Source organism: Deinococcus misasensis DSM 22328 (assembly GCF_000745915.1).
GTDB lineage: Bacteria > Deinococcota > Deinococci > Deinococcales > Deinococcaceae > Deinococcus_C > Deinococcus_C misasensis.
This window is the reverse complement of sequence record NZ_JQKG01000016.1, coordinates 1-24,166: the sequence shown is the minus strand read 5'-3', so window position 1 is coordinate 24,166 and position 24,166 is coordinate 1. Positions and strand designations below refer to the sequence as shown.

Sequence of the window (24,166 nt, the reverse complement as noted above, 5' to 3'; positions counted from 1 at the left end):
GTGCAGTTTTGAAGACCAAACAGGGTCACATTTGCTGAACACATCCTGTTTATCTTGAATGCAGAGCGTCCTGTTTTCACCTCTTCCGAGCCTTTCCCTGTAGAGGAGACCCATGAATCACCTGTCCCCACCCCTGACCTTGCCTTTCAAAATGCTGCAACACGCCCCCCATGGTTTGATCTGGATTCATGCCGACGGACGATGTCAGGCGAATCTGGCCTTGCAAAGCATGTTGGGTTGTCCAGAGCATTTCTGCATTGAAGACCTGAGCATGCAGGGTCCACCAGAGGCTTTGCTGCAAGAAAACCTGCGTTGCACCGACCAGTGGGCTTACCAGCAGAATCCAGCCCTGCAGGTGCAACTGACCTGCACCTCGGCAGAAACCCCAGATGGCCCCCTGTTGCAAGCGTGGGTGGAAGACCTGACCCGCCAGAGCACCGCAGAGCAGGTGCTTTTGGAAACCCAGAAAATCAATGAGATTGTTGCAGACATCTCCACCCAACTGATTTATTCTCAGCAGGACAGCATCGACGAATTGATCGAGCAGGGCCTCGGGCGTCTGGGCACCATCACGCAGGTGGACCGGGTGTACGTGTTTTTGTTTGACCCTCAAGAACTCAGCATGTCCAACACCCACGAGTGGGCTGCAGAAGGGGTCACCCTCGAAAAAGAAAACCTGCAACACCTCCCTCTGGACCTGTTCCCATGGTGGATGGAGAAACTCGGGCGTGAGGAGGTCATCAATGTGACCCACGTGCGTGACCTTCCCCCAGAGGCCAGTGCAGAGAAGGAAATTCTGGAAATGCAAGCCATTCAGTCGGTGCTGGTGATTCCGCTGATTCTGCACGGTGAATTGCTGGGCTTCATGGGCTTCGATGCTGTGCAAATCGCCAGAAGCTGGCCTTCCCAGACGGTGGCAGTGTTGCAACTGTATGGTCAGGCGGTCACCCACGCCCTGTCGCGCATCCGACAGGAAAAAATCATTGAACGCCACCACCAACTGCTCAGTTCTCTGTTCTCGGCCTCGCCAGACATGGTGATGATGATGGATTTCTCTGGGGACCAACCCACCTTGCAACTGGTCAGTCCCAGCGTGCAGGGTGTCCTCGGGTACCGTCCGGATGTGCTCAGCGGAATGCCTTACGACCAGATGCTGGACCTGATTCACCCAGAGGACCGGGTTTCGCTGGATGAGTTTCAGGACCTGTTGCTGCTGCAGCAACTGCGCAAAGGCCGTCTGCGCATTCGCTCCAGAGGGGGAGAGTACATCCCCTGCGAGGTGCACCTCAACCTGATGCAAAACGGCGAGAAGCCCTCGGGTATGGTGGCCATTGTGCGGGACATCCGCTCTCAAATCGCGCAGGAGACCCTCCTCAAGGAGAGCCTGCAACGTGCCGAGAAAGCCAGTCAGGCCAAGAGCCAGTTTCTGTCCCGCATGAGCCACGAACTGCGCACCCCCATGAATGCCATTCTGGCTTCGTCGCAAATCTTGCAGCTCAGGGGATTGCAAGACAGTCAGGCCAGAGGGGTGCAGCGCATCCTGACCGCCGGAAACCACCTGCTCACCCTGATCGATGACATTCTGGACATTTCCAGAATCGAGAGCGGTCAACTTGCTGTGCAACTGGAACCCACACAGGTCAATCCGGTGATTGAACAGGCTCTGGAAATGGTGCGCAGTCAGGCCGCCGAAGCTGGCATCACCCTTGAGTCAGACCTGCAAGCCCGTGAAGAAGCGGTTGCCGATCCGGGACGCCTGCAACAGGTGATGCTGAACCTGCTGTCCAATGGCATCAAATACAACACCTCTGGTGGCCGTGTGACCGTGTATTCCCGCTCCAATGGGGTTTCGGTGCGAATCGGCGTGAAAGACACGGGACTGGGCATTGACCGTGAGGATTTTGAAAAAGTCTTTGCCCCGTTTGCAAGATTTGGGCCTTACAAGGACACTGCCCCCGGAACAGGCATTGGTCTGGCCCTGTGCAAAACGCTGGTGGACAGCATGCAAGGTACCCTCTCATTCCAGAGCCAGGTGGGGGAGGGGTCACACTTTCATCTGGATTTGCCTCTGGCTGCAGGGCATGTTTTTGAAGAGGCCTCCAGCGTCTGAGTAAAGCTTGTATGTCACCCTGAAAAGAGGCGTCTCATGACGCCTCTTTTGGCTGTTTTGAAGGTGGCATCAAAGCCAAAAAGGTTGTGCCATTTCGTTGGACTGGGTTCAACTGTATACTTCACAGTGACATATTGTTTACAGACCTGACAAACAGAATTTTCTGACCCGAATCTTGAATTCAGCCTGAAAACCGCAACATTTCCTGCGTTTTTGTTGAGGTTCTGTTGCTAAAATGTGGCAAATGTCACAGGATTTCAGGGCCAAAGTTTCTGGACTTCTTAAGAAAATTGAAGTAAGTTTAAAAAACATGAATCAGGCCTGACAGCCTCAAAGGATACTCCTCTGAGGGCCTCACCCCATTGCCTGAAACAGGAGATTGACCGTGCAAGAAGTCACCCCCAAACCAGAGACCACCCAAACCGGACCAGAGGCATCCCCTCGCCCTGTCTGCTACCAACCTCCACGCCTCATCAAGCAGGGACAGTGGCAAGCCGTCACCATGCTGAGCAGCATGGACATTGGACTCCAATAATCCATGAAAGGTCACATGAAACCACCCATGAAACAACACCTTCTTTTGCTGACAGCCCTGCTGGTGGGATGCAACACCCTCAGTCGCACCCCCACCCCTCCCTCTGTGCAACCCACCAACCTCTATGAGGTGGAATTCACCCGGGTGAGCGACAAAAACCCCGAAGCCAGAGTGCTCTCTGTGCCTGCACTCAAAGGGGAAGTCCAGAAGCAAGTGCTGAATGAAATCAACTCTGGCCTGAGTTTCAGCAAACTGTCCACCCAGACGTTCACGGTGGAAAGCCAGAACAAACGCTATGTGCAGGCCACCTTCAAGGTCACCAACAACACCGGGCGCACCCTGAACGGACTGACTTTCATCCCTGTCAACACAGATGACACAGACGGCAATGCTGGCAACAACGCCACTGCTCCCACCGTTGGCAGCACCCCATTCAAAGCCGTCACCTACTTTGACAAGACGGATGCCTCCAGCAAAGCCTCCAGTTTGACCCCCGGCAATGCCCAGATTTACCGTCCTTCCACCGACACCACGGAAAACGACACCGATGCCAGCCCTTTCCGCACGGGCATCGACACCAGTGCTCTGGACATTCAGCCTCCTGCAGGCCTCTCCATTGGCGATGTCAAAACCTACGGATGGGAGGTGACTGGAAACCTCGCTGACGGGGCCACGGGCATCGTGACTTTCTCGGTCAGCTTTGACATGGCTGCAGATTCCCGTCAGGACCCTTACGGTTTCAACCTGCTGGTGGCTTTCGCCGATGATCCCGATGAAACCGGCATCACCCGCATTGCCTCCATTCAGGGCAACGGCACCGCCAGCCCTCTGGTCGGGCAAACCGTCACCATCGATGGGGTGGTCACCGCCGACTTCCAGAGCAGCACCGAACTCAAGGGCTTCTTTGTGCAGGAGGAAACCAGCCAGCAAGACGCTGATCCTGCCACCTCAGAAGGCATTTTTGTTTCTTGTGACACCACCTGCTTTGATGTGGCGGTGGGGAACCGGGTCCGGGTGACCGGGACCGTGGTGGAAAATTTCAACCAGACCCAGCTGGGCACCGTCACCTCCGTGGTGAAAATGAGCAACAATGCTGCCCTGCCTGCCCCCGTCACGGTCACCCTGCCCATTGACGATGTGGCCAATTGGGAACGCCTTGAAGGCATGCGCCTGAGTGTCAGTGGCGTGGTCACCGACAACTACCTGCTCGGGCGTGGAGGCAGCGTTCGCATTGCCGACGCCAAAATCTGGAACTTCACCCAGACCAACACCCCGGACGCCACCGCCTACAGCAACTTCCTGAGCGAATTTGCCCGCCGCACCCTCACCATCGATGACGGAAAACTGGCCCAGAACGTGGATCCCGTGTTTGGACGCGACGGACTGGCGCTCTCTGCCAGCAACACCCTGCGTGGCGGAGACACCGCCGTGGTGACCGGCGTGCTCGGGTATGGCTTTGACGGTTGGAGCGGCTCTGCCGACCGTTACCGTGTGCACGCCACCCAGTCCAGCTTCACCGGCGCAGCCCGTCCTGCCGCACCTGCCGAAGTGGGAGGCACCCTCAAAGTGGCCGCCATGAACGTGCTGAATTTCTTCAACGGCAACGGCTCTGGTGCAGGATTCCCCACCTCCAGAGGGGCCAACACCTTCGCTGAATTTGAGAAGCAACGCGACAAGATCGTGGAAGCCCTGATTGGTCTGGACGCCGATGTGATTGGCCTTCTGGAAATCGAAAACGACTACGATCAGGCCATTCCGGCCATCCAGACCCTGATTGACGCCATCAACAGCCACCCGAATGTGCAGGGCACCTACGCTTTCGTGAACCCGGTCAGCAAAGTGGGCACGGATGAAATCTCAGTGGGCATGATCTACCGCAGCAACAAAGTGACCCCCGTTGGAAACTTCGCTGTGCTGGACAGCAGCTTTGATCCCCTTTACATCGACACCCGCAACCGCCCCACCTGGGCACGCACCTTCCGTGACAACAGCACCGGAGGGGTGTTCACTGCGGTGATGGCCCACCTGAAATCCAAAGGCTCTTCCTGTGGTGCCGGAGACGACGACACCACCACCGGACAGGGCAACTGCAACAAAACCCGCACCGATGCCGCCACCGTGCTGATGGACTGGCTGGCCACCAACCCCACCGGCGTTGCCGACAGCGATTACATCCTGATGGGCGACCTGAACAGCTACCGCATGGAAGACCCCATTCAGGCCATCCTGAAAGGGGCAGACAACACCCTCAGCACCAGCGACGACTTCGTGAACCTGTTCAGTGCATCCTCTTACAGCTACCAGTTCGATGGACAGTGGGGCAGTCTGGACCACGGCATTGCCTCTGGCAGCCTCGCCAGTCAGGTCACAGGCGAAGCCAAATGGAACATCAACAGCGATGAACCCACCGTGCTGGATTACAACACCGAATTCAAATCGGCCAGCCAGATCAGCAACTTCTACGCCAAAACCCCCTACCGTTCCAGCGACCACGATCCCCTCAAAGTGGGTCTGAACCTGACCGCAGACACCGCTCCAGCCTCCAGCATTGACGTGCGGGTCTCGGGCAACCTGGAACTGAACGACGGTCAAAACGGCACCGTGCGGGTGGGCAGCCTCGGCTCCAATTACACGGGCGATGTGACCCTTTCCGCCAGCATCACAGGCGGCACCGGAATCACCGTGACCTTCCCAGAGGGCAATACCGTGAATGCCTCGGGCAGCAAAGCCGTGAAAGTGGATGTCCCTGCAAGCACCACTGCAGGCACCTACACCGTCACCGTGACCGCAACGGGCTCTGGCGGTGAAACCGACACCGTCACCTTCACTGTGAAAGTCACGGCTGCTGTGGTGGTCGGTCCCCAGCCCTGGATCAACGAAATCCACTACGACAATGCCAGCACCGATGTGGGCGAGGCCATCGAAGTGGTGGTGCCAGATGCCTACACCTCCACCGATCTGAAAGTGGTCCTGTACAACGGTGGAGACGGCAAAGCTTACGGTACCCCCACTGCCCCCACATTTGTGAAATCGGTGGGTGCCTACAAAATTTACACGGTGACTTACCCCTCCAACGGCATCCAGAACGGTGCCCCAGATGGTGTGGCCCTGTGTGATGGCAGCACGGTGGTGCAATTCCTGTCCTACGAAGGTGCCTTCAAAGCGGTGGATGGCTGTGCCATCAACGTCAACAGCACCAACATCGGAGTGAGCGAAGCCGGAACCGAAGCTGCAGGCCAATCCTTGCAACTCTCTGGAGCAGGAAGCAAATACAGTGATTTCACCTGGAACGCTCCTGCCACCGCCACTTTTGGCGATGTGAACACCGGACAGACCCTGCAGTAATCCCCAGACAAAAAGACCCTCCCACAAAAAGACCCTCCAGAGTGCTCTGGAGGGTCTTTGCTTTGATTGGACTCAGGTGGCAGCGGGTTTCTCTGGACGGACCATCAGTCGCAGCACGATGGGGGCCACCAGAGTGGTCACCAGCACCATCAGGATCACCTCTGCAAAGGCCACCTTGTTGATGACCCCGTAAGACAGACCGATTCCAGCCACGATCAAGCCGACTTCACCGCGTGGAACCATGCCCATGCCGACCAGCCATGCATCTTTTTTGCCTTGCGAGAGTGCCCCGAGGTATCCACCCAGCAGTTTGGTGGCCACGGCAATGATGGACAGGATGCCCCCATTGATCAGGACGGTGCTGTTGGCCAGCAAGCCAATTTCCAGTTTGACCCCGACCATGGCAAAAAACACCGGGGCAAGGAAGTCTTCAAGGGCATGCACTTTGCTCTCGAAGTCCTCTTCGTCTTTGACTTCTGCCAGCACCATTCCGGCCAGAAATGCCCCGATGATGGGGGCCAGTCCAGCCAGAGAAGACAGTGCAGCAATGCCCAGTCCGGCCACCACGGCCATGCCAAAGCTGTTTGCAAGGGGCAGGTTCTTCAGGCGAGGTTGGAACTTTCTCAAGAGGGGAATCCCGACTGCAAGCACCACCACCACAAACCCGATGCTGATCCCGAGGGTGGTCAGAACACCCATCACAGACAGTTCTGCACCCTGACTGAGGCCAGAGACCACCGCCAGAATGGTGAGGCCCAGAATGTCATCGATCACCGCTGCACCCAGAATGATCTGGGCAAAACGTCGGTCCAGCACCCCGAGTTCTTGCAGCACCTTGGCAGTGATGCCCACGCTGGTGGCGACCAGTGTGGTGGCAATGAACAGGCTTTCAATGCTGGTGTAGCCCCCTTGCACCCCAAAAAAGTAACCCCCAATCATGGGCAGGGCGATGCCCAGCACGGCCACCAGAAGGGCCTCTTTCCCCACATTCAGCAGGTCCTTGAAGCGGGTTTCCAGGCCCACCATGAACATCAGGAAAATGGCTCCGATTTCCGCAAGGGCCTGCAGGGTCAGGCTCTCATTGACCACCCCGAGCAAACTGGGACCGACCACCACGCCCGCGACCACCTGACCGACCACTCTGGGCAGGCCCAGTTTGGCAAAAAGCCAGCTTCCGACCTGTGCAGCCAGCACCAGATAAAACAACTGGATCAGGATCACGCCCACATCGGCAGAACCTGCGGCCAGTGCAGTGTTGCTCAGCAGGGCTGCCAGAGCCAGAGAAAACGGATGCCTGAAATTGAGGGTGAACTTTTGCATCATGTGCTCCTTTCACATCAAAAAAGGGAGACTGAAATCGATCAGTCTCCGCCATGCCCACGTCTGGAGGTGGGTCTCCTGCACTTCGGTGCAAATTTGTCCCCTTCAGAATAAGGGTTTTCGCCAGAGGACTCAAGCCAGCAGCACCCAATTCACAGGGTCACCGCAAAGTCCTGCTTTTGGCATGTCATCGGAAAGAGCGGTCAGTGTTCAGCCATCAGCGTTCAGCAAAAAGATTGCCCAGAGGCTTTTGCTTAAGGCTACAGCAAGACCAAAATGAAAACCCCACTCGGATTTTAAGCTCAAAAAGCAGTAAGTAAACTTTCCATCTGACGGACGGCTGATGGCTCTTTGTGTTTGCATGGCCCAACCGTGAGTGCTGACCCAATTTATTCACTGCTGGAAACTGCAAAGGTCAAGCCTGTTTCAAGTCTTTGGAGGGCTTTTGTTCTGTGCTCTGGGTGGCAAACTTCAGTCCGACCAGCACGGCAATCAAAAGCATGAGCAGCACCATGCGCAGCGGGCTGAGGTTTTCGTCAAACAGCACTGCACCCACCACCAGAGTGCCCACGGCCCCAATGCCCGTCCAGATGGCATAGGCGGTGCTGAGGGGAAGGGTTTTGATGGCTTGACTCAGGCACTGGAAACTCAGGATCACGCAGGCCAGAAAGACGATGGTGTAGCTTTCGTCTTTTTGCTGGAGTTTCATGGTGGTGGTGAACCCGATTTCGAACAGTCCGGCCAGCAAAAGCCACATCCAGCCGTTCATGAGGTCACCTTGAGGAGCACAATCAGGACCACGGCCAGAGCAAGCAGGCTTAGGCTGAGGGGGTTGGCCCGGTCTTTGAACACCAGCATGCCCATCAAGGTGGTGCCCACGGCGCCGATGCCCGTCCAGACAGCGTAAGCGGTCCCAAGGGGGATGGTTTCGATGGCCTGACTGAGCAAGCTGAAGCTGCCCATGGCACACACCAGAAACAGCCAGAAGAAGTGTTTGTTTTTCTGTTCGAGTTTCAGTGCAGTGGTGAAGCCGACCTCCAATAGGCCAGCGAGGATCAGAAGGGTCCAGCCATTCATGTTGGGTCCTTTCTGATTTAGCACGTTTGTGCTAAATCCAATGGTTTCAAGGTAGCACGGTTTTGCTTATTTCGCAAGATTGTGCTAAAAAGAAGCATGCCCCGAATTGTGAACCACGACCACCGCCGGGCCGAACTGGCATCAGCCATCTGGAGCCTGATCCGTGAACAGGGGCTCTCTGGGGTGACGTTGCGCAACCTCAGCGAACGGAGCGGTTGGTCCAGCGGAGCCATCCGCCACTACCTTCCCAACCGGCAAGCCATCCTGAATTTCGGTGCAGAACACCTCAATGAACGTGTTGAGCACCGCCTGCGGTCCTTGCCGCAGACCCGAGACCATCGGCAAAACCTGCTGCACTTTCTGGAAAACCTGCTCCCCCTCGACGATGAAACCCGCCTCTGGATGGAGGTCTGGGTCGCTTACGTCGGAGAAGCGGTCAGCGATCAGGGTTATGCCGACACACAGGGCATGCTTTACACCAACCTGAATGCCGTGATCACCCAAATTCTGGAAGATTTTGCCCGTGCAGGATGGCAACTCCAGTACAGCCCCGAGCAGTCTGCCACACAACTGCATGCCTTGCTGGATGGCCTGAGCGTTCACGTCCTGATGGGTCGTGTGCCACCCGAGCAGGCAAAACAGGCTTTGCAACACATGGTGGACCACCTGCTGTCCCCTCCATGAGGCTGAATCTTGTTTTCAAAAGGGTTCAACTGTAAACAAAACAACATCCAAAATACCCCTATAGGGTATACAATGAAGCCAGAGAGGTATCCCATGAATGACATCCTTGTGTGCCCGAACTGCAACAGCAAAAACCGGGTCGGACAGGTTCCCTCTGGGCGGGTCCCTGTGTGCGCCAAATGCCAGCAAGCCCTCCCATGGCTTCACAACGGATCCGACCAGAGTTTCGCCTCTGATCTGGAAGCAGGTGTTCCCGTACTCGTGGATTTCTGGGCTCCTTGGTGTGGCCCTTGCCGCATGGTGGCTCCGGTGCTCGAAGAACTCGCACGCGAACATGCAGGCAAGCTCCGCATCGTCAAAATCAACGTCGATGAAAACCCCCAAGTCTCCCAGAACTTCAGTGTGCGCAGCATCCCCACCTTGATGCTGTTCCAGAACGGTCGGCCAGTGGACACCTTGGTGGGTGCCCTGCCCAAAGGTCAATTGAATGCCCGTCTGTCTCCGCATTTGAAGCATTGATCAGAAACGTCAACAAACAGGGGAGAAGGGGCCGCAGGTGTTTTTCTGTGGTCCCTTCTCCCCTTTAAGCATTCAGATCTATCTTTTGCTCATGTTCACGGCTCAGTGCCCCAAGCACATCACTGATGGTGACCACTCCGACCAGATGGTGCTTTTCATCCACCACAGGAAGCCCGAGGATGTTGTGCCTGAGCATTTCCTGGGCCACAATTTGCAACGAATCCTCTGGCATCACCGAAGTGGTTGCAGAGCGCATGGCATCTTCCACATACATGCTGTGCAGCAGTTCATGGTCCCGTTCTCTGGCATGCATGGCCTCTCCATACTTGCGTTCGGCGTAGGCTTGCAGGTCTTCCAGTTTGATGATGCCTTTCAAACGCCCTTCTTGCAGCACAGGAAGCACATGCAAGTGGTGGGTTTTCAACAGGCTCAGGGCTTCAGAGGCGAGGTGGTTGGATTCAATGGTGATGGGTTGGGTGGTCATGCATTCCAGAACTTTCATGTTCTTCCTCCAGAAAAGAACTGCACAGCTTGGTCAACAGCACAAACCATCAAGACGATAGAAAAAGTCAGTTTGAGGGTAACCCCGGGGGATTACCAGAGCATTACCTTTCTTCTGTTAATCCCTTAGTACAATAAAAATTTCACAAATTAAATGCTTATCTCTAAAATGTACAATTGCTGCACTGCCGCACCAAAACACCTTTGACAGACAGCTTTAAAATCACCTGTGGCCTGTGAAGTCCTGTTTTTCGCTTTGGTTTTTCAGTTGTGATGAACTCGAAAGTTCATCACAACTCCATCAAGTGTCATTCCTGCTTTCCATTCCCTCCAGCAAACTCCCTTTCAGGCGGGCAAGCAAGGACAAGAGCACCCCATGCTCTTCTGCGCTCAGGCCAGAGAACAACTCCGAGAGCCAACTCTGGTAACTGGAGGTCATGGCTTTCAGGTGCTCACGGCCTTTTTCGGTCAGTTGGATGTGGACGCTGCGACGGTCTGCTGGAGGGGTGCTGCGAACCACCAGACCTTCCTGCGCCAGTTGATCGGTGATCACGGTGATGTTGCCGGGTGTGACCATCAACCTGCGTGCAAGTTCCTGTGCCCCGAGCCCGTCCTGATGGGGTTCCAGTTGAATCAACAGATCAAACCTCGGGACGGTGGTCTGGTGTTCCTCTTTGAACCGGGCACGCAAAGTGGAGGTCAGCAGGTTCGTGCAAGTCATCCAGCGAAGCCAGAGCCTCAGGATGTCCGGGTCCTGTTCGGACAGTCTTGTTTCAAGGTCCTGCATGCTATTTCACCGTGTGGTAAAACTCTGGATGCTGAATGGTGGGCAGTTGATGGGTTTTCAGCAGCAAGGTCCGGATCGCCCAGAGGTCTGGAAACATCCGGTATTTGAGGGCCGTTTCATCGAGGTATTGCACCCCTGCGCTGCCTCCGGTTCCAGTGCGCCTGCCGATCACCCGTTCCACCATGCGGGCGTGTCTCTGGCGGAAAATCACCATGGCTTGTTCCAGAGCCACCAGTTCATCAAGAATGTCTCTGGGCCATGCCAGCAGGGGCAATTCCCGGTAAGACTCAATGAACAGCAGGGCTGCCCGAATGCGTTTGGTGTAGGCCTGTTTTTCCCCTTCCACATCCAGAGCGTGCAGGTAGCGCCTTGCTCCCTCAATGCCCATCAGGTGGCGTTTTTCAAGTCGGCTCTGGTCTTCAGGGGTCAGGGCCTGACGTTGCATCTGGTGGGTGAACGCAGCACTGTCCTGTGTGTAGGCATCGAGGTACTGTTCGATGAACCCATCCACCACCTCTGCATCTCTGGGCTGACCGGGCGTGGAAGCCTGAATGGGCGTGCGGTAAAGCCAGTCCTGCACGGCCTCCTTCAGGGTTGGGGTGTCCTGAAGTCTGGCTTGCACCCTTATGGAGGCTGGACTTTCGGTGCCATCCGGGTTTTTCAGGGCCTTCAGGTAACTCCCTTCCGAACCCAGAGGAATGCGGTCCTCGTCCTTGAGGCCCATCAGGATTTCCACTTCACGCAAACCTGCACTCTGGAAGCCGCTGGCCGGGGTGAGTTTGTCGCGGAAATTCAGGTAATCGCGTGTGGTGAGGGTTTCCATCAGTTCAAAATGGTCGGACAGTTTCTTGAAAATCAATGTGGTGCGCTTCAAACCTCTGGCGGCACTGGACAGGGTTTGCTCTGGAACGTGGGGATTCTTGAACAGGTCACGGATGCCGATCAGTTCACGCAAAGCCAGTTTGAACCAGAGTTCGTCAATCTGGTGGACCACAATGAACATCACTTCGTCGTTGTGGAGGTCCGATTCATGACCAAGGCCATGTTGAAGGCTCAGGAGTTGTTCGGTCTGGATGTAATCCCAGTAACTGGTGGGTTGGGGTTCGTTCATGGGCACCTCTGGCGAAGATGCTTTAAGTTTAAAATATTGAAGCTTTAAATATCCAGAGGGATTTGTTAAGATGGGCCATGCGCAGAAGTGAATTCATCCTCCCCGAGGGCATTTACCTCGATGGCAACTCGCTTGGACCCATCAGCCACTTCACCCGTGCCTGCATGGAAAAACGCCTGCAAGAATGGCAGGACCACGCTGTCAAAGGCTGGGAAGACTGGTTTACCCTCCCCGAGCGTCTGAGTCCCACCCTCGCTGCACTGGTCGGAGCCAAACCCGAAGAGGTCATCACCACCGGAACCATCACCCAGAACCTGCACAGCCTGCTCGGGACGTTTTATCGACCCACAGGCGCAAAGAAGCACATTGTGGCCACCAGTCTGGATTTCCCCACCGACCTGTACGCCCTGAAAAGCTGGGCAGACCGCCATGATGCAGAACTCCGCCTTGCTCCTTCCAGAGACGGTTACACCATCGAAGAAGAAGACCTCGAAAACCTGCTGACCGACGATGTGGCTCTGGTGCTCTTGCCTGTGGTGCTGTACGCCAGTGGGCAACTGCTGGACATTGCACGGCTGACCCAAAAAGCCCACGAGAAAGGCATTGTGGTAGGGGTGGATGCCGCGCACAGCATTGGAAGTGTGCCCCATCAACTGCACGACCAGCAAGTGGATTTTGCTGTGTGGTGCACCTACAAGTACCTGAATGCTGGCCCCGGCGCACCCGGCGGTCTGTTCGTGCATGAAAAGCACTTTGATGTCATGCCCGGTCTGCCCGGATGGTGGGGCAACGACAAACACACCGCGTTCGAAATGAAACCCTTTTACCGCAAAGGACACGGTGCTGCTGCCTACCAGACCGGCACCCTCTCACCGATTGCTCTGGCCGGAGTGGAAGGGGGCCTGAAACCCTTCGCGGAATTGGGCATTGAGGCCATCCGTGAACGAAGCCTCCAGTTGACCGAACACTTCATGCACCTGATCGATGAACACCTCCCTGAAGTGGAAATCGTCACCCCCAGAGCACAGGCCAGAAGGGGAGGGCATGTGAGCATCAGACACCCGGACGCACAATTGCTTTCTCTGGCCCTCAGGGATCGGGGCATCATTCCGGATTTTCGTGTTCCAGATCTGGTGCGAATGGCCCCAGTGGCCTTGTACAACACCCCAGAAGAACTGGAAAACACCGTGCAGGTGCTCAGGGAGCTGCTGGAGAGCAAGGCTTATCTGGAGTACGCCAACAAGAAAACACAAGTGGTTTGAGAGCAGGTTTGGTAGGGACCTCTCTGGTCTTTTGATTTTTAAGAACAATAAATATTTCACAAATTATTAAAAACCAAAATACACACATTTCAACACCTTCCACTCAATTTTTACAGCAAACAAATTCGTTCACATACACTAGAAATATGGGGGGGCAGCCACAAGTGTATTTTTTTCCTGCAATCTGACTGACCATCAACGTGATGACATTCGAAACCTGTGTGCCAGAATGGGTGAAGTTCTGGTAAATCAGAGTCAGGTCATCTCATTCAACATGCAAACGCCAATGCCGTTGGGAAAGGATTGGCCTTTGCCTCCTGACCAGCCACTTTCCCTCACCGTTTCCTTTGTTCCCGTTACCGAAGAATACACAGCAGATGAACTGCGTCAGCTTTTCCATACCACAGCATTTTCCATCAGGTCTAGATTGGATGTCATGGCATATACCAACAGCAAAACCTCCCATATGGCCTTGGCTTTTCTTACCCGGCACCTTGCCCGAACATACCACGGGTTGATTGATTTGAGAGGAACCCTTGATGATTGGACTCAAACCCTCTGGGACCAAATTCCAGAAGATGCAGAAGATCAGGAAATCATTGACCTGTATGCCGACCACTTTCAGGGACACAAAGGAAAACTTTGGATGGTGTATTACAAAGGCGAAGGTTACCGCAGTTTAAGCCACTCCTGTGATGCCGATTTTCTCACATGGTGGCTGAAACAACCCCAATTCTCGCTCGCCAAGTAAATCATTGGCGATGAGCATAAAATGAACCCCGGATTCCGGGGTTCAGAAACCAGAGTTTGTTTTCCCCTCAGTGCCTGCTGACAGGGCGCATGCGTTCTTCCACCAGAGCAGCCAGTTTCAGGTAGTCCTGATGGAACAGGCGGATGCCTTCCGCGAGTTTTTCGGTGGCCATGGGGTTGTTGGTGAGGCCCCAGAGGAATTCAGCCTGGGTCATGGTGGTGTCTTTTGGCACGCCACTCTGGGGGGTAGGGTCAAGGTGGCGGGGCAGGTCTCCAGTGTCCTCGCTGAGTTCTTTGAGGAGTTGTGGAGAGACGGTCAGGCGGTCGCAGCCAGAGAGGGCTTCCACCTGTGCTGCACTTCTGAAGGATGCACCCATCACGATGGTCTGGTAACCCTGATCTTTGAAGTGACGGTAGATTTCTTTGACGCTGTTCACACCGGGATCTTCGGCAATGTCGAAGCCATTGACCCCCTGGGCTTTTTTGTACCAGTCGGTGATGCGTCCCACGAAGGGGGAGATCAGGGTCACTCCGGCCTGAGCGCAGGCGATGGCCTGTTCCAGAGCGAACACCAAGGTCAGGTTGCAGCGGATGCCTTCCTGTTCAAGGATGCGCGCAGCTTCCACGCCTTCCCAGGTGGTGGCGATTTTGATGAGGATGCGCTCTTTACCGACCCCTTCTTCTGCGTACAGGGCGATGAGCTTGCGGGCTTTCTCGACCATTTTGGGGGTGTCGAAGGACAGGGCAGCATCCACTTCGGTGGACACGTATCCGGGCACCAGTTGGGTGAGTTCGGTACCGATCCGTACGGCCAGTTTGTCGATGGCGTCTTCGGTGCTGCCGTTTTTTGCTCTGGCCCATGACACGGCTTCATCCACGAGGTGGCTGTACTCGGGTCTCTGGGCGGCTTTGAACACCAGTGAGGGATTGGTGGTGCAGTCTTGCGGTTGGAATTCTTTGATGGCGTTGATTTCTCCGGTGTCGGCAACGACCACGGTGTGCTGTTTGAGTTGTTCGAGTTTGTTCATGGGACCTCCTGAAAGTTAAATTGCGGCCTTTTTCAGCTCGGCTTTTTCAGTCTACTCCCATTCATGAATGGTGATGTGAACGCTCAACTGACAGGTAAACCAGTTCAGATGGGCTGCAGTTTGTTCTGCAAACCTGTTTTGGGACGCATCATCCAGACACCCAGAGCACCCATCCAGAGAATGGCCCAACCGAAGGTGTTGGAAGCGTTGCCGTAGGTGTCGTCTTGCACTTTTCCAGTGTCGGTTTCTTCTTTACCAGAGGTGGTGTTTTCAGCAGAGGGACTGTCCGTGCTGTTTCCATTGCCGTACAGGGCTGGGCTGCTTCCTGCATTGTCTTTTTCTTTTTTGGTGTCTTCGGCCAGAGCAGTGACACTGAGGGCAAGCAACAAAGTGGGGATCAATCGCAAATGTTTCATGGAAACCTCCAGATGATGTGTGGATTCAGGCATTTGGCCTTTCCACCATGCTATAAGGCAGGGGTGTGCTGGCTGCGTCAAAACCCTAAAGGCCACCTCATCAAACGGTACAATCAAACCCATGAACATTCTGGTGCTTGGTGGAACGGGATTTTTGGGAAGGCACATCACACAAACCCTGCTGGACAGGCACCATCAGGTGACGGTGTTTGCGCGTGGTCACACCAGGGCCCTCCCTCCCGCTGGAGTCGAAGTGCTCACTGGAGACAGAGAGCTTGGTCTGCAAGGCTTACAGGCTTTGCAAGGGAGATCCTGGGATGCCTGTGTGGACTGCTCGGGGTACACGGCTGTTCAGGTCCAAGCCAGCACCGAGCTCCTCAAAAACCTTGTGCAGCATTATGTGTATCTCAGTGCAGTCAGTGTTTATGGAGATCCAGCCCATGGACCCGTCACAGAGGATTTTCCTCTGGTAGAACCTGCACCCGCCCACATCACCGAAGTGGATGGGAGCACCTATGGTCCCCTCAAAGTCACCTGTGAACAGGTGGTTCGCAAGGCTTTTCAGCACCACACTGTTTTGCGTCCACAAGTGGTGACCGGACCTTTTGACCCGAGTGGGCGTTACAGCCATTGGGTGAATCGGGCCAGAGCAGGAGGGGAGATGCTGTGTCCCGGCGATGGCACGGATTTCCTGCAGGTCGTGGATGTGCGGGATGTGGCGGCTTTTGTTGTGCATGTGCTGGAAATGCAGGTTTCTGGAACCTTCAACCTCTCTGGCCCAAGGTTCACGTGGGGTGAATTTGTGCGGATGCTCGGGGTGGAACATCCTGTCTGGGTGCCCAGTGCGTTGCTCAAAGAAGCAGGTTTGACGTTCGTGGAATTGCCGCTGTACAGACCCCATGGAGGTCCGCGCAGCAGTTTGATGCATGTGGATCACCAGAGGGCCAGCAATGCAGGTTTCAAAGTCACCCCTGCTGAGGTGACTTTGCGTGACATGCAGCTCTGGAGCATGCAGCACCCAGAGCCTCTGGCCATGCCTGCTGATCTGGAACAAAGGCTTTTGAGGCAAAGCAAGGGCATGGAATGAATGGTTTTCAAGAGGTGTTTGTGGGAATGGTGGCATCACCGCCAAACGCGACCCACCAACACATCTGGAAACACCTCCATTGAATCAAAGCTTCTTGCTGATTTGAAATACGAAACAAAGAGGGGTATTGGGATACCTGTTTTGCTCTGGAGGGGTCTTAAAATCGATTTTAAGAAGCGATGAATTTTCTGTTGTTCCAGAAAGGATTTTTCACTTCGGTGGTTTAAGAGCTGAAGCAAAAGCAGCTTGAATGGCCATTTTTTACGATAAGATTGTTTATCGTAGATAGATCAGAGGGGTGAATTGCAGCATTTCTTCAAGCCAGAGCCCTCAACCCCTGACACAATGGTCGCATGAATCCTCAACTGCAACCCATTGAAAACATCCGGCTGGAAACCCGCTGGACCGACCTTGGACATGGTCACTTTGAATTGCCTGTGCTGGAAGATTCCCCGAGACGCATTGTGCTGTTTTACCACATCGGCACCGCAGAGCACCCCAAGCACCGCATCCATTATGGGGTGCGACTGCAAGACCAGCAAGGCGAAAGCATCCTCTGGGAAGGTGAAACTTTGCAGCTTGAACAGGCTTTGCAGGAGTTTGAACGGCTGTATCCCACCCTGCAGAGTCGGGCCAGTGAAGTGCTGGAGCAACGCCGTTTGACAGTGTGAGCGACGGTCTAAGCTTTGTGTTGATTGTGCGGTACAGTGAGGGATGTCTGTTCCCTTCAACATCCTGCACAGCTTTTTGCAAGAACACCAGATTCCGGGTGCAACTGCCGCCCTCTTGAGAAATGGTGAATTGGAATTCATGGGTGCAGCTGGTTGCGAGGATTTGCAAGGCCAGAGCCCACTGGATCCACAAGCCATTTTTCCGATTTTCAGTGTCACCAAAACCCTGATTGCTGCTCTGGTGCTGAAACTTGCCAGAGCAGGAACCTTCACTCTGGACGATGCCATGCAAATGCATTTCCCAGAGCTGGAGCCTTTGCCTGCTTTCACATTCCGTCAAGTCCTGATGCACACTTCAGGGTTGGTGGATTATGGGGCTCTGGCTGGCTACCACGCAGCTTTGAGAACACAACCTCTGAAACCATGGTCAGATGCAGAGCACCTGCAGTTGGCCCTTTCCAGAAGGTTGCTGTTCGAGCCCGGTACAGGGTTTGCTTACTCCAACATCGGTTACATGCTTCTCAAGCAGTGGATTGAAAGTCAAGCCCGAGAAACTTTTGCAAGCGCTTGCAAAACTCACCTGTTTGACCCTCTGGGGCTCAAATCCACTTTTGTGCTGGAATCTCTGGAGGACATGCAAACCCTGACTCCGGGGTTCAGTGACCTCTGGAATGGCGAAATGCAAGACTTGCGCTCCAGTTACCCTCCACAGTGGGTGGCCCACGGACTGGTGGCTTCCTCTGCCCGAGAATTGGCCCTTCTGATAGACGCCCTGTTCACCGCCCAACTGCTCACCCCACTTGAACTGGGAGCCATGCAAAACGGATTCGTTGTGGCCGAACACCATCCCATTTTTGAAGTGCCTGCTTACGGACTCGGGTTGATGCTCGATGGCCTGAGGCATGCCGTGATGGGACATGGTGGAGGAGGTCCCGGTTATTCCATCGGGGCACTGCACTGGCCAGACCAGCATGGAGACAGCCTGACCTGTGTGACGATGCTCAACCGGGATGGGGACTGGGGTCTTGAGCTGTCACACCAACTCGGGTCCAGTGTGTGATGCCTTGCACGGGCCATTTTTTCCTCGTCAAGACCACCCAAACGTGATACAACCAGAGCAGATTCCCGTGGCCACCCCCAGACCCACCCTTGCCCAACTTCAGTGCTTCATTGCCGTGTGCGACTCGGGCAGCTTCAACGAAGCCGCCGCCAGCACAGGCATGTCCCAGAGCACCCTCAGTGAAGCCGTCAAAACCCTCGAAAAACACCTCGGGGTTCCCCTCTTGCACCGCAATCGGCAGGGGGTCACCCTCACCACTGCAGGGGCCAGAGCCCTTGAACACGCCCGGGCGGCACTGCTGGCCGTGGAAGACTTCACCCAGTCCGCCTTGAACCCCGGTGAATTGACTGGAACGGTGCGGATCGTCAGTTTGCGCAGTGCAGCAGCCCGCATCCTGCCCGAGGTGCTGCTCAAACTCCGCCACGACCATCCCAACCTCAAAATCCACATCATGGAAAACGAAAGCCAGGTGGCCGCCGGAGAAACCATGCTCCTGCAAGGGGAAGCCGACCTCGGGCTCCTCCCCCACCCGCCCAGCCATCCGCTCCTGTCCAGACCCATTTATCAGGATGAGTGGGTGGCCGTGTATTCCCGAAACCGCAAGCACAAACCCCGCACCTGGGCCGATTACCACCACCAGACCTTCCTGATGAACGGCGGAGCACCTGGAACCATCCAGCAAATCCGTCAGGTTTTTGCAGAGCACGGCGTCCAGAGCCCAGACATTCAGGAATTTCAGGACGACACTGTTTTGCTTGCCATGAGCGAACACGACCTCGGGATCACCCTGCTGCCGCAACTTGCGGTTGGGCACCTGCCAGACACTCTGGAATACGCCACCCTGCCTGACACTTTGCTGCGCACCATCGGCCTGATGGTCCTCCCGAGGAGGTCCAGCCTGCCTGCCTTGCAGGTGGTGATGGGCATGATTTTGCAGGCTCAGGACAGCAGAAAAGCATGAATTAGACCAGTGAGTGAGTTATGTTTTGGGGTATTCGTATTGTTGCTTGGACTGACTCAGCACTGTGAAAAAACACCTACAGCATGACTGTTTGAGTGTTGTGCCATCCAACATCCATATGCCATTTGATACAATAAAAACACATGGCTGTTCAAAATCCTTTGCTGCAAACTGTCTCTGGAACTTACACCTCACAGGGAATAAGTGAAGCCATTGAGGTCACAGCCCATCCAGACCGTTATGAATTTCAGACTTCCCGCACCACTGTGGAACTCAGTTGCATGAACCAAGTATGGCATGCCGATGACACCGAACCCGATTGTGTCATCCAGTTTCCCATTGTGTTTCCACTTGAGGAAGAAAGGCGAAATCCGTGGAAATGATGACACACGTCATTGAGGGACTGGTGGAACACTTTGTGCTGGTGGACCAGAAGGGAGTGACTGTACAGTTCTCACATGGATTCTATTACCACATCTACGAATTTTTTCCAGTGCTATTTCCTGACATTCAGCCAGCGTGTTGTGCGTACTGCAAGTGGCACCTGTATGAACCTCACTACCGTTTGGAGATGAGGTGTGTGCGCGTTCTCAAGCACGCCCCAGAAATGCTGCAGAAAGTGCTGTCCCTCACCCATCGCAAAGACATGTATGTTAGTGCGGCATTTGGGATGGGTGACGCTGTTCGGGAAAATTTTCACTGTGGTGAATTCGAGCGGGCGTCGTGTTGGCCTTTTGACTTGGTCTCGACAAGAAACTGAAGATCCCTTACCGGTGTCCAAGAACCTTCCAGCATCCTGATCATCGAAGCTGGGACAAACAACACCAAGAACGCGAGAGATTGAAATCTCACGCCAGAGACATCATTTGCTGATCATATTGGATGTGCCTGTTCTGTTGATTCAGTTGATCCTGCTTATGAATCTTCAATGTGCCAAATCACACCTCAATGAAGCTTGTTGGACCGTTTGGGGGTGTAAAACTGTTCAATCAGGATGCAGTCTTCACATTCCAGAGCGTGCTGAAGACCTTCACAGCGCTGCTGAAACCCACTGGCTGCCTCAAGCACCACCACCATTCTCTGGTGACTGCCGTTCTGGTACATCACCCTGCATTGACCGCTCTGGTGGTCGGGTTGGACGCGCAAAATGTCCCTGAGGCGCAAGGTTTGCACCTGCCCCTCTGGGGTGACAATCATGATGAAATCCCGTTCCAGATATGGGTTTCGGGACCGTTTGGTTTGTAAAAACATGGATGAATCTCCTTTTCAGAAATGACCTCATCAGGTTTTCATGTCTGGGTTCTGAAGACCGTAAGATATGCCCTGTGTCTGCACATTCACCTTGAGCCTTTCAGAACAAAAGTTTTGCAGTTCTGACTGCACACCTGTCCTGACCTATTCATGACCCCAGCACCCCTGAGATCCCAACTCGGGTTTTTGTTGTGTCAGCCGATTGTCAGCTTGACGTTCCCCTGACTTGCGCATGGCATTCTGCAACCATGAAGAAAGTGATGTTGACCGCCATCCTCATGACCTCCCCCCTCGCCTTCGCTGTGTCCCTGCAGGGTGCAGGCGCTTCATTTCCCTACCCCCTGTACCTGAAATACTTCGCTGAATACAAGAAAGCCACCGGCACCGAAGTCAGCTACCAGAGCATCGGTTCTGGCGGTGGGCAGCGCCAAATCCTTGAACAGACCGTGGATTTCGGAGCCAGCGATGGTCCCATGTCCGACAGCGACATGGCCAAAGCCCCCAACGGCAACAAAATCTTGCACATCCCCACGGCCCTTGGTGCTGTGGTGCCCATTTACAACATCCCCGGAGTTGACTCCAGCCTCAAATTTGATGGCAAAGTCCTCGCCGACATCTTCTCCGGCAAAATCACCAAATGGAACGACGCTGCTCTGGTCAAAGAAAACCCCGAGCTGAAAAACGTTGCTTTGCCCATCACCATCGCCCGCCGTGCCGATGGCAGCGGAACCACCTTCATCTTCACCGACTACCTCTCCAAAGTCAGCAAGACCTTCTCGGGCACCGTGGGCAAAGGCACCACCGTGAACTGGCCCCAGACCAGCATCGGTGGCAAAGGCAACGACGGGGTGACCAGCGTGGTCAAACAAACCCCTGGTTCCATCGGTTACGTGGAATTGATTTTCGCCAAGCAGAACAACATTGACTACGGACAAATCAAGAACAAAAGTGGCAAGTACGTGAAGGCCACCCTCAAAGGGGTCACTTCTGCTGCGGCTTCCAAGCCCTTGCCTGCCGACACCCGAGTGAGCATCACCGACGCTGCGGGCGCAGACTCTTACCCGATCAGCGGTTACACCTGGATTCTGGTGTACCAGAATCAGGACTACGGCAAGCAAACCAACGAGAAAGCCAAGGCCGTGAAAGACCTGCTAAAGTGGATCGTCACCGATGGCCAGAAGTTCAACGAAGACCTCGGTTATGCCCAGTTGCCTGACCGTGCCCAGAAACTTGCTCTGGGACTGGTGAACTCCATCAAGTTTGGCAACAGCAAACTCTGATTCCAGTCTACAGAAAGATCCCTGCTTTGGCAGGGATCTTTCTGTGTTTATGTTGTGAAGGTTTGTGGGTCAGGCTCTGGACTCAATCTGTAAACTTTTCACGGTCTGCTGCAACTGGTCCATGCGGGCACTGAGTTCACCGACCATGCGCCTCAAGCGGTCGTTCTCTTCGCGAAGCTGATCGAGTTCGCGGTTCTCTGGTCCAGAGGACACATTTTCGGTTTTCAGGTAGCGGTTGCGCCAGTTGTAAAACGTCTGGTCGGTGAAACCATACTCCCGGCACACCTGTGAGATGCTTTTGCGCCCGGAGAGCACCTCACTGAGGACCTGGCGTTTGAAGTCTTCGTCGAATCTCGTCTGGGTCACAGGGGATCACCTCGCAGACCGGTCCAGAGGGGCCGGAGTGGGAATCTGTTCATTCAGGAAAGCATGGATCACGATGCCACCGGCCCCGGAGAGCCAGAGGTCGGGATCCTGATCTTTGAAAAGCACGGTTTTGCTGGACGGAACCAGCGGCAAAGAGTGGTGCTGGAGGGCTTCTGACAGAGCACTCTGGAAGTGCCCGGAGGTGCTGACTGCTGGGGCGTAAACCAGCACATGCCGGATGTCGAGGGCGTCCACGACAAAAGACAGGGCCAGGCCCACCAGTTGACCTGCAAAGGTGAGCAGGCGCACTGCTTCAGGGTCTTCTTGGTCTGCCAGATGGGTGAGGTCAGAGGTGGAGTCCACGTCCAGACCGGCTTCTCTGGCCTGTTGAACCAGAGCCCCACTGGAAGCGTAAGCTTGCAGGCAGCCCTTTTTGCCGCAGATGCACTGCCGTCCGTTGCGCACCACTGTGAAGTGGCCGATCTCTCCAGCAGCATTGTTTTGACCGGTCAGCATGCGGTCTTCGTGGTAAAAACCCATGCCGATGCCCTCATCGAGGTACAGCACAGCGAAGTACTGCTGCTCTGTGGCCTCTGCGAACAGCTTCTGGGCGATGGTGATGGAGTTCACGTCGTTTTCGATGACCACAGGGAGTTGCAACTGGTGTTCCAGCAGCACCCCAATGGGCACGTTTTGCCAGTCCAGCAAGAAAGAATGCACGCACACTCGACGGCGCACATCCACAATGCCTGACAGGGCCAGACCCACACCCAGCACCTGATTTGCTGGAATGTTGGCCTGCTGCATCAGGTGTTGGGTCAACAAGCAGAGGTGCTCCAGCACGGTCTCCACCTGAAAATCAGGCAGTTGGCAGGAAAGCACAGCCAAGCTGTTGCCCCGCAAATCCATCAGGCTGCCTGTGACTTCAGCGGAGACCATCCTGAGACCAATGACATACCGATGGGTGGGATTCAGGCACAGCATCACCCTCGGGCGACCCAGACCGTCTTGCTGCATGCCCTGTTCGGTGACCACACCCTCTTGCAGCAGTTCACGCACAATCCCAGTGACCGAAGCGGAACTGGCCCCGGTGATGCGGGTGAGGTCGGCTCTGGACAGGGTGTGTTGCTGATAAAGCTCACGGAGCAGTTTGCTGCGCAACATATGGGTTCCTTTGCATCAAGACTTTTCTCACTGACTGAAATAAGTTTACATCGGGCCACGCGCAGAATCAAGGAAACAACCCACCAAAAACCCGATCTGGCACACACACCTCCACGAAACAAAGGCGAAAAGCGGGGTTTCGCAAGGCTTGCTTTCTGCCTTGACTCGGCTTTGTTTTCTAGGGAAATGAAATAAAACCAGAGCCGTACAACAACCAGCAACCCTGTCCAGAGCGCCCTTTCAAACTGCACTTGAAAGACCTTTCAGGTTGCCGTTCGTCACAACAAAAAACCACCCGAGCGACTCAGGTGGCAACAGGTGCAAAAGTTCAGTGGTTTTCAGCGGTCGGTCAGGCGCTCCATGGCCTCGGGATACCTTGCCCCGAGCACCTCAATCTCCGAGAGCGCCCTCTCTATTTCCTGCATTTCACCTGCACCCAGTTTCACCTGCACCGCACCAAGGTTCTCCTCCAGACGTTCCAACTTGCGGGTGCCCGGAATGGGAACAATCCACGGTCTTTGCGCCAGCAACCACGCCAGAGCCATCTGTGCAGGGGTGGCTCCCCTCTGAAGGGCCAGTTCGTGCAGCACATCCACCAACCTCTGGTTGGCTTCACGGTACTCGGGGTAGCTGGATCAATGGAACGGAAAATATCGGTCTAACTCAAAAAAACCTTTGCTGGCACATATTTTCTTGATTCAAACTCTTCTGCAGAAGGAAATCGCTCAGTAGTCTACAGTGGGAAGGCCAGGGGTGCCCTGGGGCGTACCTTTCCACTGATGATAGAGCTATGCCGTTTAGGGGTGGGCAAATCTGAGGTTGTGTGCTAGAAAAGCAAATGCCAGTCGGGTTTTTAGCGTCCTGAGCGTCTTCACCTGACT

At 54.9% G+C, this 24,166-nt stretch carries 23 protein-coding genes and 2 pseudogenes; 13 read left to right on the top strand and 12 right to left on the bottom strand.

What is annotated here, in order from left to right; translation table 11 throughout:
* Nucleotides 1-112 precede the first annotated feature (112 nt).
* The 3 genes from Q371_RS12180 (at nt 113) to Q371_RS12175 (ending at nt 5,990) form a co-directional block, all read left to right on the top strand.
* Entirely contained in the window at nt 113-2,110 is a 1,998-nt protein-coding gene (locus Q371_RS12180; protein WP_034340944.1) for an ATP-binding protein, read from the top strand.
* A 385-nt stretch (nt 2,111-2,495) separates the two neighbouring features.
* Nucleotides 2,496-2,645 carry a hypothetical protein gene (locus Q371_RS27030; protein ID WP_157442682.1) on the top strand — a complete coding sequence of 50 codons (150 nt, stop codon included), beginning with the start codon at nt 2,496-2,498 and terminating at the stop codon, nt 2,643-2,645.
* 27 nt (nt 2,646-2,672) lie between these two features.
* Entirely contained in the window at nt 2,673-5,990 is a 3,318-nt protein-coding gene (locus tag Q371_RS12175) for an ExeM/NucH family extracellular endonuclease (protein WP_169743835.1), read from the top strand.
* Nucleotides 5,991-6,062: 72 nt separating this feature from the next.
* Here Q371_RS12175 and Q371_RS12170 read toward each other — a convergent pair whose 3' ends face one another.
* From Q371_RS12170 to Q371_RS12160, 3 genes are all read right to left on the bottom strand, one after another.
* Complete coding sequence (locus Q371_RS12170; RefSeq protein WP_084571406.1) at nt 6,063-7,310, bottom strand: cation:proton antiporter; 1,248 nt, start codon at nt 7,308-7,310, stop codon at nt 6,063-6,065.
* A 415-nt stretch (nt 7,311-7,725) separates the two neighbouring features.
* Complete coding sequence (locus Q371_RS12165) at nt 7,726-8,079, bottom strand: DMT family transporter (protein ID WP_051964163.1); 354 nt, start codon at nt 8,077-8,079, stop codon at nt 7,726-7,728.
* Nucleotides 8,076-8,387, bottom strand: a complete 312-nt coding sequence (locus tag Q371_RS12160; protein ID WP_034340942.1) for a DMT family transporter — start codon at nt 8,385-8,387, stop codon at nt 8,076-8,078. The genes Q371_RS12165 and Q371_RS12160 overlap by 4 nt, the downstream gene beginning before the upstream one ends.
* Before the next feature lie 96 nt (nt 8,388-8,483).
* Here Q371_RS12160 and Q371_RS12155 point away from each other — a divergent pair, with 96 nt between their 5' ends.
* Nucleotides 8,484-9,071: a TetR/AcrR family transcriptional regulator gene (locus tag Q371_RS12155; RefSeq protein WP_034340940.1), complete on the top strand. Its 588-nt coding sequence runs from the start codon at nt 8,484-8,486 to the stop codon at nt 9,069-9,071.
* Between the two features lie 93 nt (nt 9,072-9,164).
* On the top strand, nt 9,165-9,590 hold the full coding sequence (gene trxC, locus Q371_RS12150; protein ID WP_034340936.1) for a thioredoxin TrxC: 426 nt from the start codon (nt 9,165-9,167) through the stop codon (nt 9,588-9,590).
* Between the two features lie 64 nt (nt 9,591-9,654).
* Here the strand turns inward: trxC and Q371_RS12145 are convergent, their stop codons facing one another.
* The 3 genes from Q371_RS12145 to Q371_RS12135 form a co-directional block, all read right to left on the bottom strand.
* Nucleotides 9,655-10,092 carry a CBS domain-containing protein gene (locus Q371_RS12145; protein WP_034340933.1) on the bottom strand — a complete coding sequence of 146 codons (438 nt, stop codon included), beginning with the start codon at nt 10,090-10,092 and terminating at the stop codon, nt 9,655-9,657.
* Between the two features lie 300 nt (nt 10,093-10,392).
* The gene (locus Q371_RS12140; RefSeq protein ID WP_034340930.1) at nt 10,393-10,878 is read right to left on the bottom strand and encodes a MarR family winged helix-turn-helix transcriptional regulator; all 486 of its coding nucleotides are present in this window, start codon (nt 10,876-10,878) and stop codon (nt 10,393-10,395) included.
* A 1-nt stretch (nt 10,879) separates the two neighbouring features.
* Nucleotides 10,880-11,989: a tryptophan 2,3-dioxygenase family protein gene (locus Q371_RS12135; protein ID WP_034340927.1), complete on the bottom strand. Its 1,110-nt coding sequence runs from the start codon at nt 11,987-11,989 to the stop codon at nt 10,880-10,882.
* 77 nt (nt 11,990-12,066) lie between these two features.
* Here Q371_RS12135 and kynU point away from each other — a divergent pair, with 77 nt between their 5' ends.
* A complete protein-coding gene (gene kynU / locus Q371_RS12130) occupies nt 12,067-13,251 on the top strand; it encodes a kynureninase (RefSeq protein WP_034340924.1) in 1,185 nt (394 codons plus the stop codon).
* Between the two features lie 163 nt (nt 13,252-13,414).
* Nucleotides 13,415-14,002 (top strand): annotated as a pseudogene (locus Q371_RS27025) (DUF6368 family protein); the annotation flags it as partial.
* Nucleotides 14,003-14,069: 67 nt separating this feature from the next.
* Here the strand turns inward: Q371_RS27025 and tal are convergent.
* Complete coding sequence (tal, locus tag Q371_RS12120) at nt 14,070-15,029, bottom strand: transaldolase (RefSeq protein WP_034340920.1); 960 nt, start codon at nt 15,027-15,029, stop codon at nt 14,070-14,072.
* Nucleotides 15,030-15,133: 104 nt separating this feature from the next.
* Complete coding sequence (locus tag Q371_RS12115) at nt 15,134-15,445, bottom strand: hypothetical protein (RefSeq protein ID WP_034340918.1); 312 nt, start codon at nt 15,443-15,445, stop codon at nt 15,134-15,136.
* Between the two features lie 121 nt (nt 15,446-15,566).
* Here Q371_RS12115 and Q371_RS12110 point away from each other — a divergent pair, with 121 nt between their 5' ends.
* The 5 genes from Q371_RS12110 (at nt 15,567) to Q371_RS12085 (ending at nt 19,607) form a co-directional block, all read left to right on the top strand.
* The gene (locus tag Q371_RS12110) at nt 15,567-16,532 is read left to right on the top strand and encodes an NAD-dependent epimerase/dehydratase family protein (RefSeq protein ID WP_034340914.1); all 966 of its coding nucleotides are present in this window, start codon (nt 15,567-15,569) and stop codon (nt 16,530-16,532) included.
* 353 nt (nt 16,533-16,885) lie between these two features.
* Nucleotides 16,886-17,203 (top strand): hypothetical protein, encoded by a 318-nt coding sequence (locus Q371_RS12100; RefSeq protein WP_034340907.1) that lies wholly within the window; start codon nt 16,886-16,888, stop codon nt 17,201-17,203.
* A 43-nt stretch (nt 17,204-17,246) separates the two neighbouring features.
* Entirely contained in the window at nt 17,247-18,263 is a 1,017-nt protein-coding gene (locus tag Q371_RS12095) for a serine hydrolase domain-containing protein (protein ID WP_051964161.1), read from the top strand.
* A 67-nt stretch (nt 18,264-18,330) separates the two neighbouring features.
* On the top strand, nt 18,331-19,224 hold the full coding sequence (locus tag Q371_RS12090) for a LysR family transcriptional regulator (protein WP_034341029.1): 894 nt from the start codon (nt 18,331-18,333) through the stop codon (nt 19,222-19,224).
* Between the two features lie 143 nt (nt 19,225-19,367).
* Nucleotides 19,368-19,607: a hypothetical protein gene (locus Q371_RS12085; RefSeq protein ID WP_034340904.1), complete on the top strand. Its 240-nt coding sequence runs from the start codon at nt 19,368-19,370 to the stop codon at nt 19,605-19,607.
* Between the two features lie 562 nt (nt 19,608-20,169).
* Here the strand turns inward: Q371_RS12085 and Q371_RS12075 are convergent.
* Nucleotides 20,170-20,475 (bottom strand): hypothetical protein, encoded by a 306-nt coding sequence (locus tag Q371_RS12075; protein WP_034340899.1) that lies wholly within the window; start codon nt 20,473-20,475, stop codon nt 20,170-20,172.
* Between the two features lie 248 nt (nt 20,476-20,723).
* On the opposite strand from Q371_RS12075, the gene pstS reads away from it, so the two are divergent.
* Entirely contained in the window at nt 20,724-21,755 is a 1,032-nt protein-coding gene (pstS, locus tag Q371_RS12070; RefSeq protein ID WP_034340898.1) for a phosphate ABC transporter substrate-binding protein PstS, read from the top strand.
* 69 nt (nt 21,756-21,824) lie between these two features.
* Here pstS and Q371_RS12065 read toward each other — a convergent pair whose 3' ends face one another.
* The 3 genes and pseudogenes from Q371_RS12065 to Q371_RS12055 all read right to left on the bottom strand — a co-directional run.
* Nucleotides 21,825-22,121 carry a transposase gene (locus Q371_RS12065; protein ID WP_051964157.1) on the bottom strand — a complete coding sequence of 99 codons (297 nt, stop codon included), beginning with the start codon at nt 22,119-22,121 and terminating at the stop codon, nt 21,825-21,827.
* A gap of 6 nt (nt 22,122-22,127) precedes the next feature.
* Complete coding sequence (locus tag Q371_RS12060) at nt 22,128-23,285, bottom strand: ROK family protein (protein ID WP_034340896.1); 1,158 nt, start codon at nt 23,283-23,285, stop codon at nt 22,128-22,130.
* Nucleotides 23,286-23,623: 338 nt separating this feature from the next.
* Nucleotides 23,624-23,887 (bottom strand): annotated as a pseudogene (locus tag Q371_RS12055) (aldo/keto reductase); the annotation flags it as partial.
* Between the last annotated feature and the right edge of the window lie 279 nt (nt 23,888-24,166).

Coding starts and splice junctions, on each gene's coding strand:
- Q371_RS12180 (WP_034340944.1), top strand. CDS start 113: ATGAATCACCTGTCCCCACCCCTGACCTTGCCTTTCAAAATGCTGCAA.
- Q371_RS12175 (WP_169743835.1), top strand. CDS start 2,673: ATGAAACAACACCTTCTTTTGCTGACAGCCCTGCTGGTGGGATGCAAC.
- Q371_RS12170 (WP_084571406.1), bottom strand. CDS start 7,310: ATGCAAAAGTTCACCCTCAATTTCAGGCATCCGTTTTCTCTGGCTCTG.
- Q371_RS12165 (WP_051964163.1), bottom strand. CDS start 8,079: ATGAACGGCTGGATGTGGCTTTTGCTGGCCGGACTGTTCGAAATCGGG.
- Q371_RS12160 (WP_034340942.1), bottom strand. CDS start 8,387: ATGAATGGCTGGACCCTTCTGATCCTCGCTGGCCTATTGGAGGTCGGC.
- Q371_RS12155 (WP_034340940.1), top strand. CDS start 8,484: ATGCCCCGAATTGTGAACCACGACCACCGCCGGGCCGAACTGGCATCA.
- trxC (WP_034340936.1), top strand. CDS start 9,165: ATGAATGACATCCTTGTGTGCCCGAACTGCAACAGCAAAAACCGGGTC.
- Q371_RS12145 (WP_034340933.1), bottom strand. CDS start 10,092: ATGAAAGTTCTGGAATGCATGACCACCCAACCCATCACCATTGAATCC.
- Q371_RS12140 (WP_034340930.1), bottom strand. CDS start 10,878: ATGCAGGACCTTGAAACAAGACTGTCCGAACAGGACCCGGACATCCTG.
- Q371_RS12135 (WP_034340927.1), bottom strand. CDS start 11,989: ATGAACGAACCCCAACCCACCAGTTACTGGGATTACATCCAGACCGAA.
- kynU (WP_034340924.1), top strand. CDS start 12,067: ATGCGCAGAAGTGAATTCATCCTCCCCGAGGGCATTTACCTCGATGGC.
- tal (WP_034340920.1), bottom strand. CDS start 15,029: ATGAACAAACTCGAACAACTCAAACAGCACACCGTGGTCGTTGCCGAC.
- Q371_RS12115 (WP_034340918.1), bottom strand. CDS start 15,445: ATGAAACATTTGCGATTGATCCCCACTTTGTTGCTTGCCCTCAGTGTC.
- Q371_RS12110 (WP_034340914.1), top strand. CDS start 15,567: ATGAACATTCTGGTGCTTGGTGGAACGGGATTTTTGGGAAGGCACATC.
- Q371_RS12100 (WP_034340907.1), top strand. CDS start 16,886: ATGAATCCTCAACTGCAACCCATTGAAAACATCCGGCTGGAAACCCGC.
- Q371_RS12095 (WP_051964161.1), top strand. CDS start 17,247: ATGTCTGTTCCCTTCAACATCCTGCACAGCTTTTTGCAAGAACACCAG.
- Q371_RS12085 (WP_034340904.1), top strand. CDS start 19,368: ATGGCTGTTCAAAATCCTTTGCTGCAAACTGTCTCTGGAACTTACACC.
- Q371_RS12075 (WP_034340899.1), bottom strand. CDS start 20,475: ATGTTTTTACAAACCAAACGGTCCCGAAACCCATATCTGGAACGGGAT.
- pstS (WP_034340898.1), top strand. CDS start 20,724: ATGAAGAAAGTGATGTTGACCGCCATCCTCATGACCTCCCCCCTCGCC.
- Q371_RS12060 (WP_034340896.1), bottom strand. CDS start 23,285: ATGTTGCGCAGCAAACTGCTCCGTGAGCTTTATCAGCAACACACCCTG.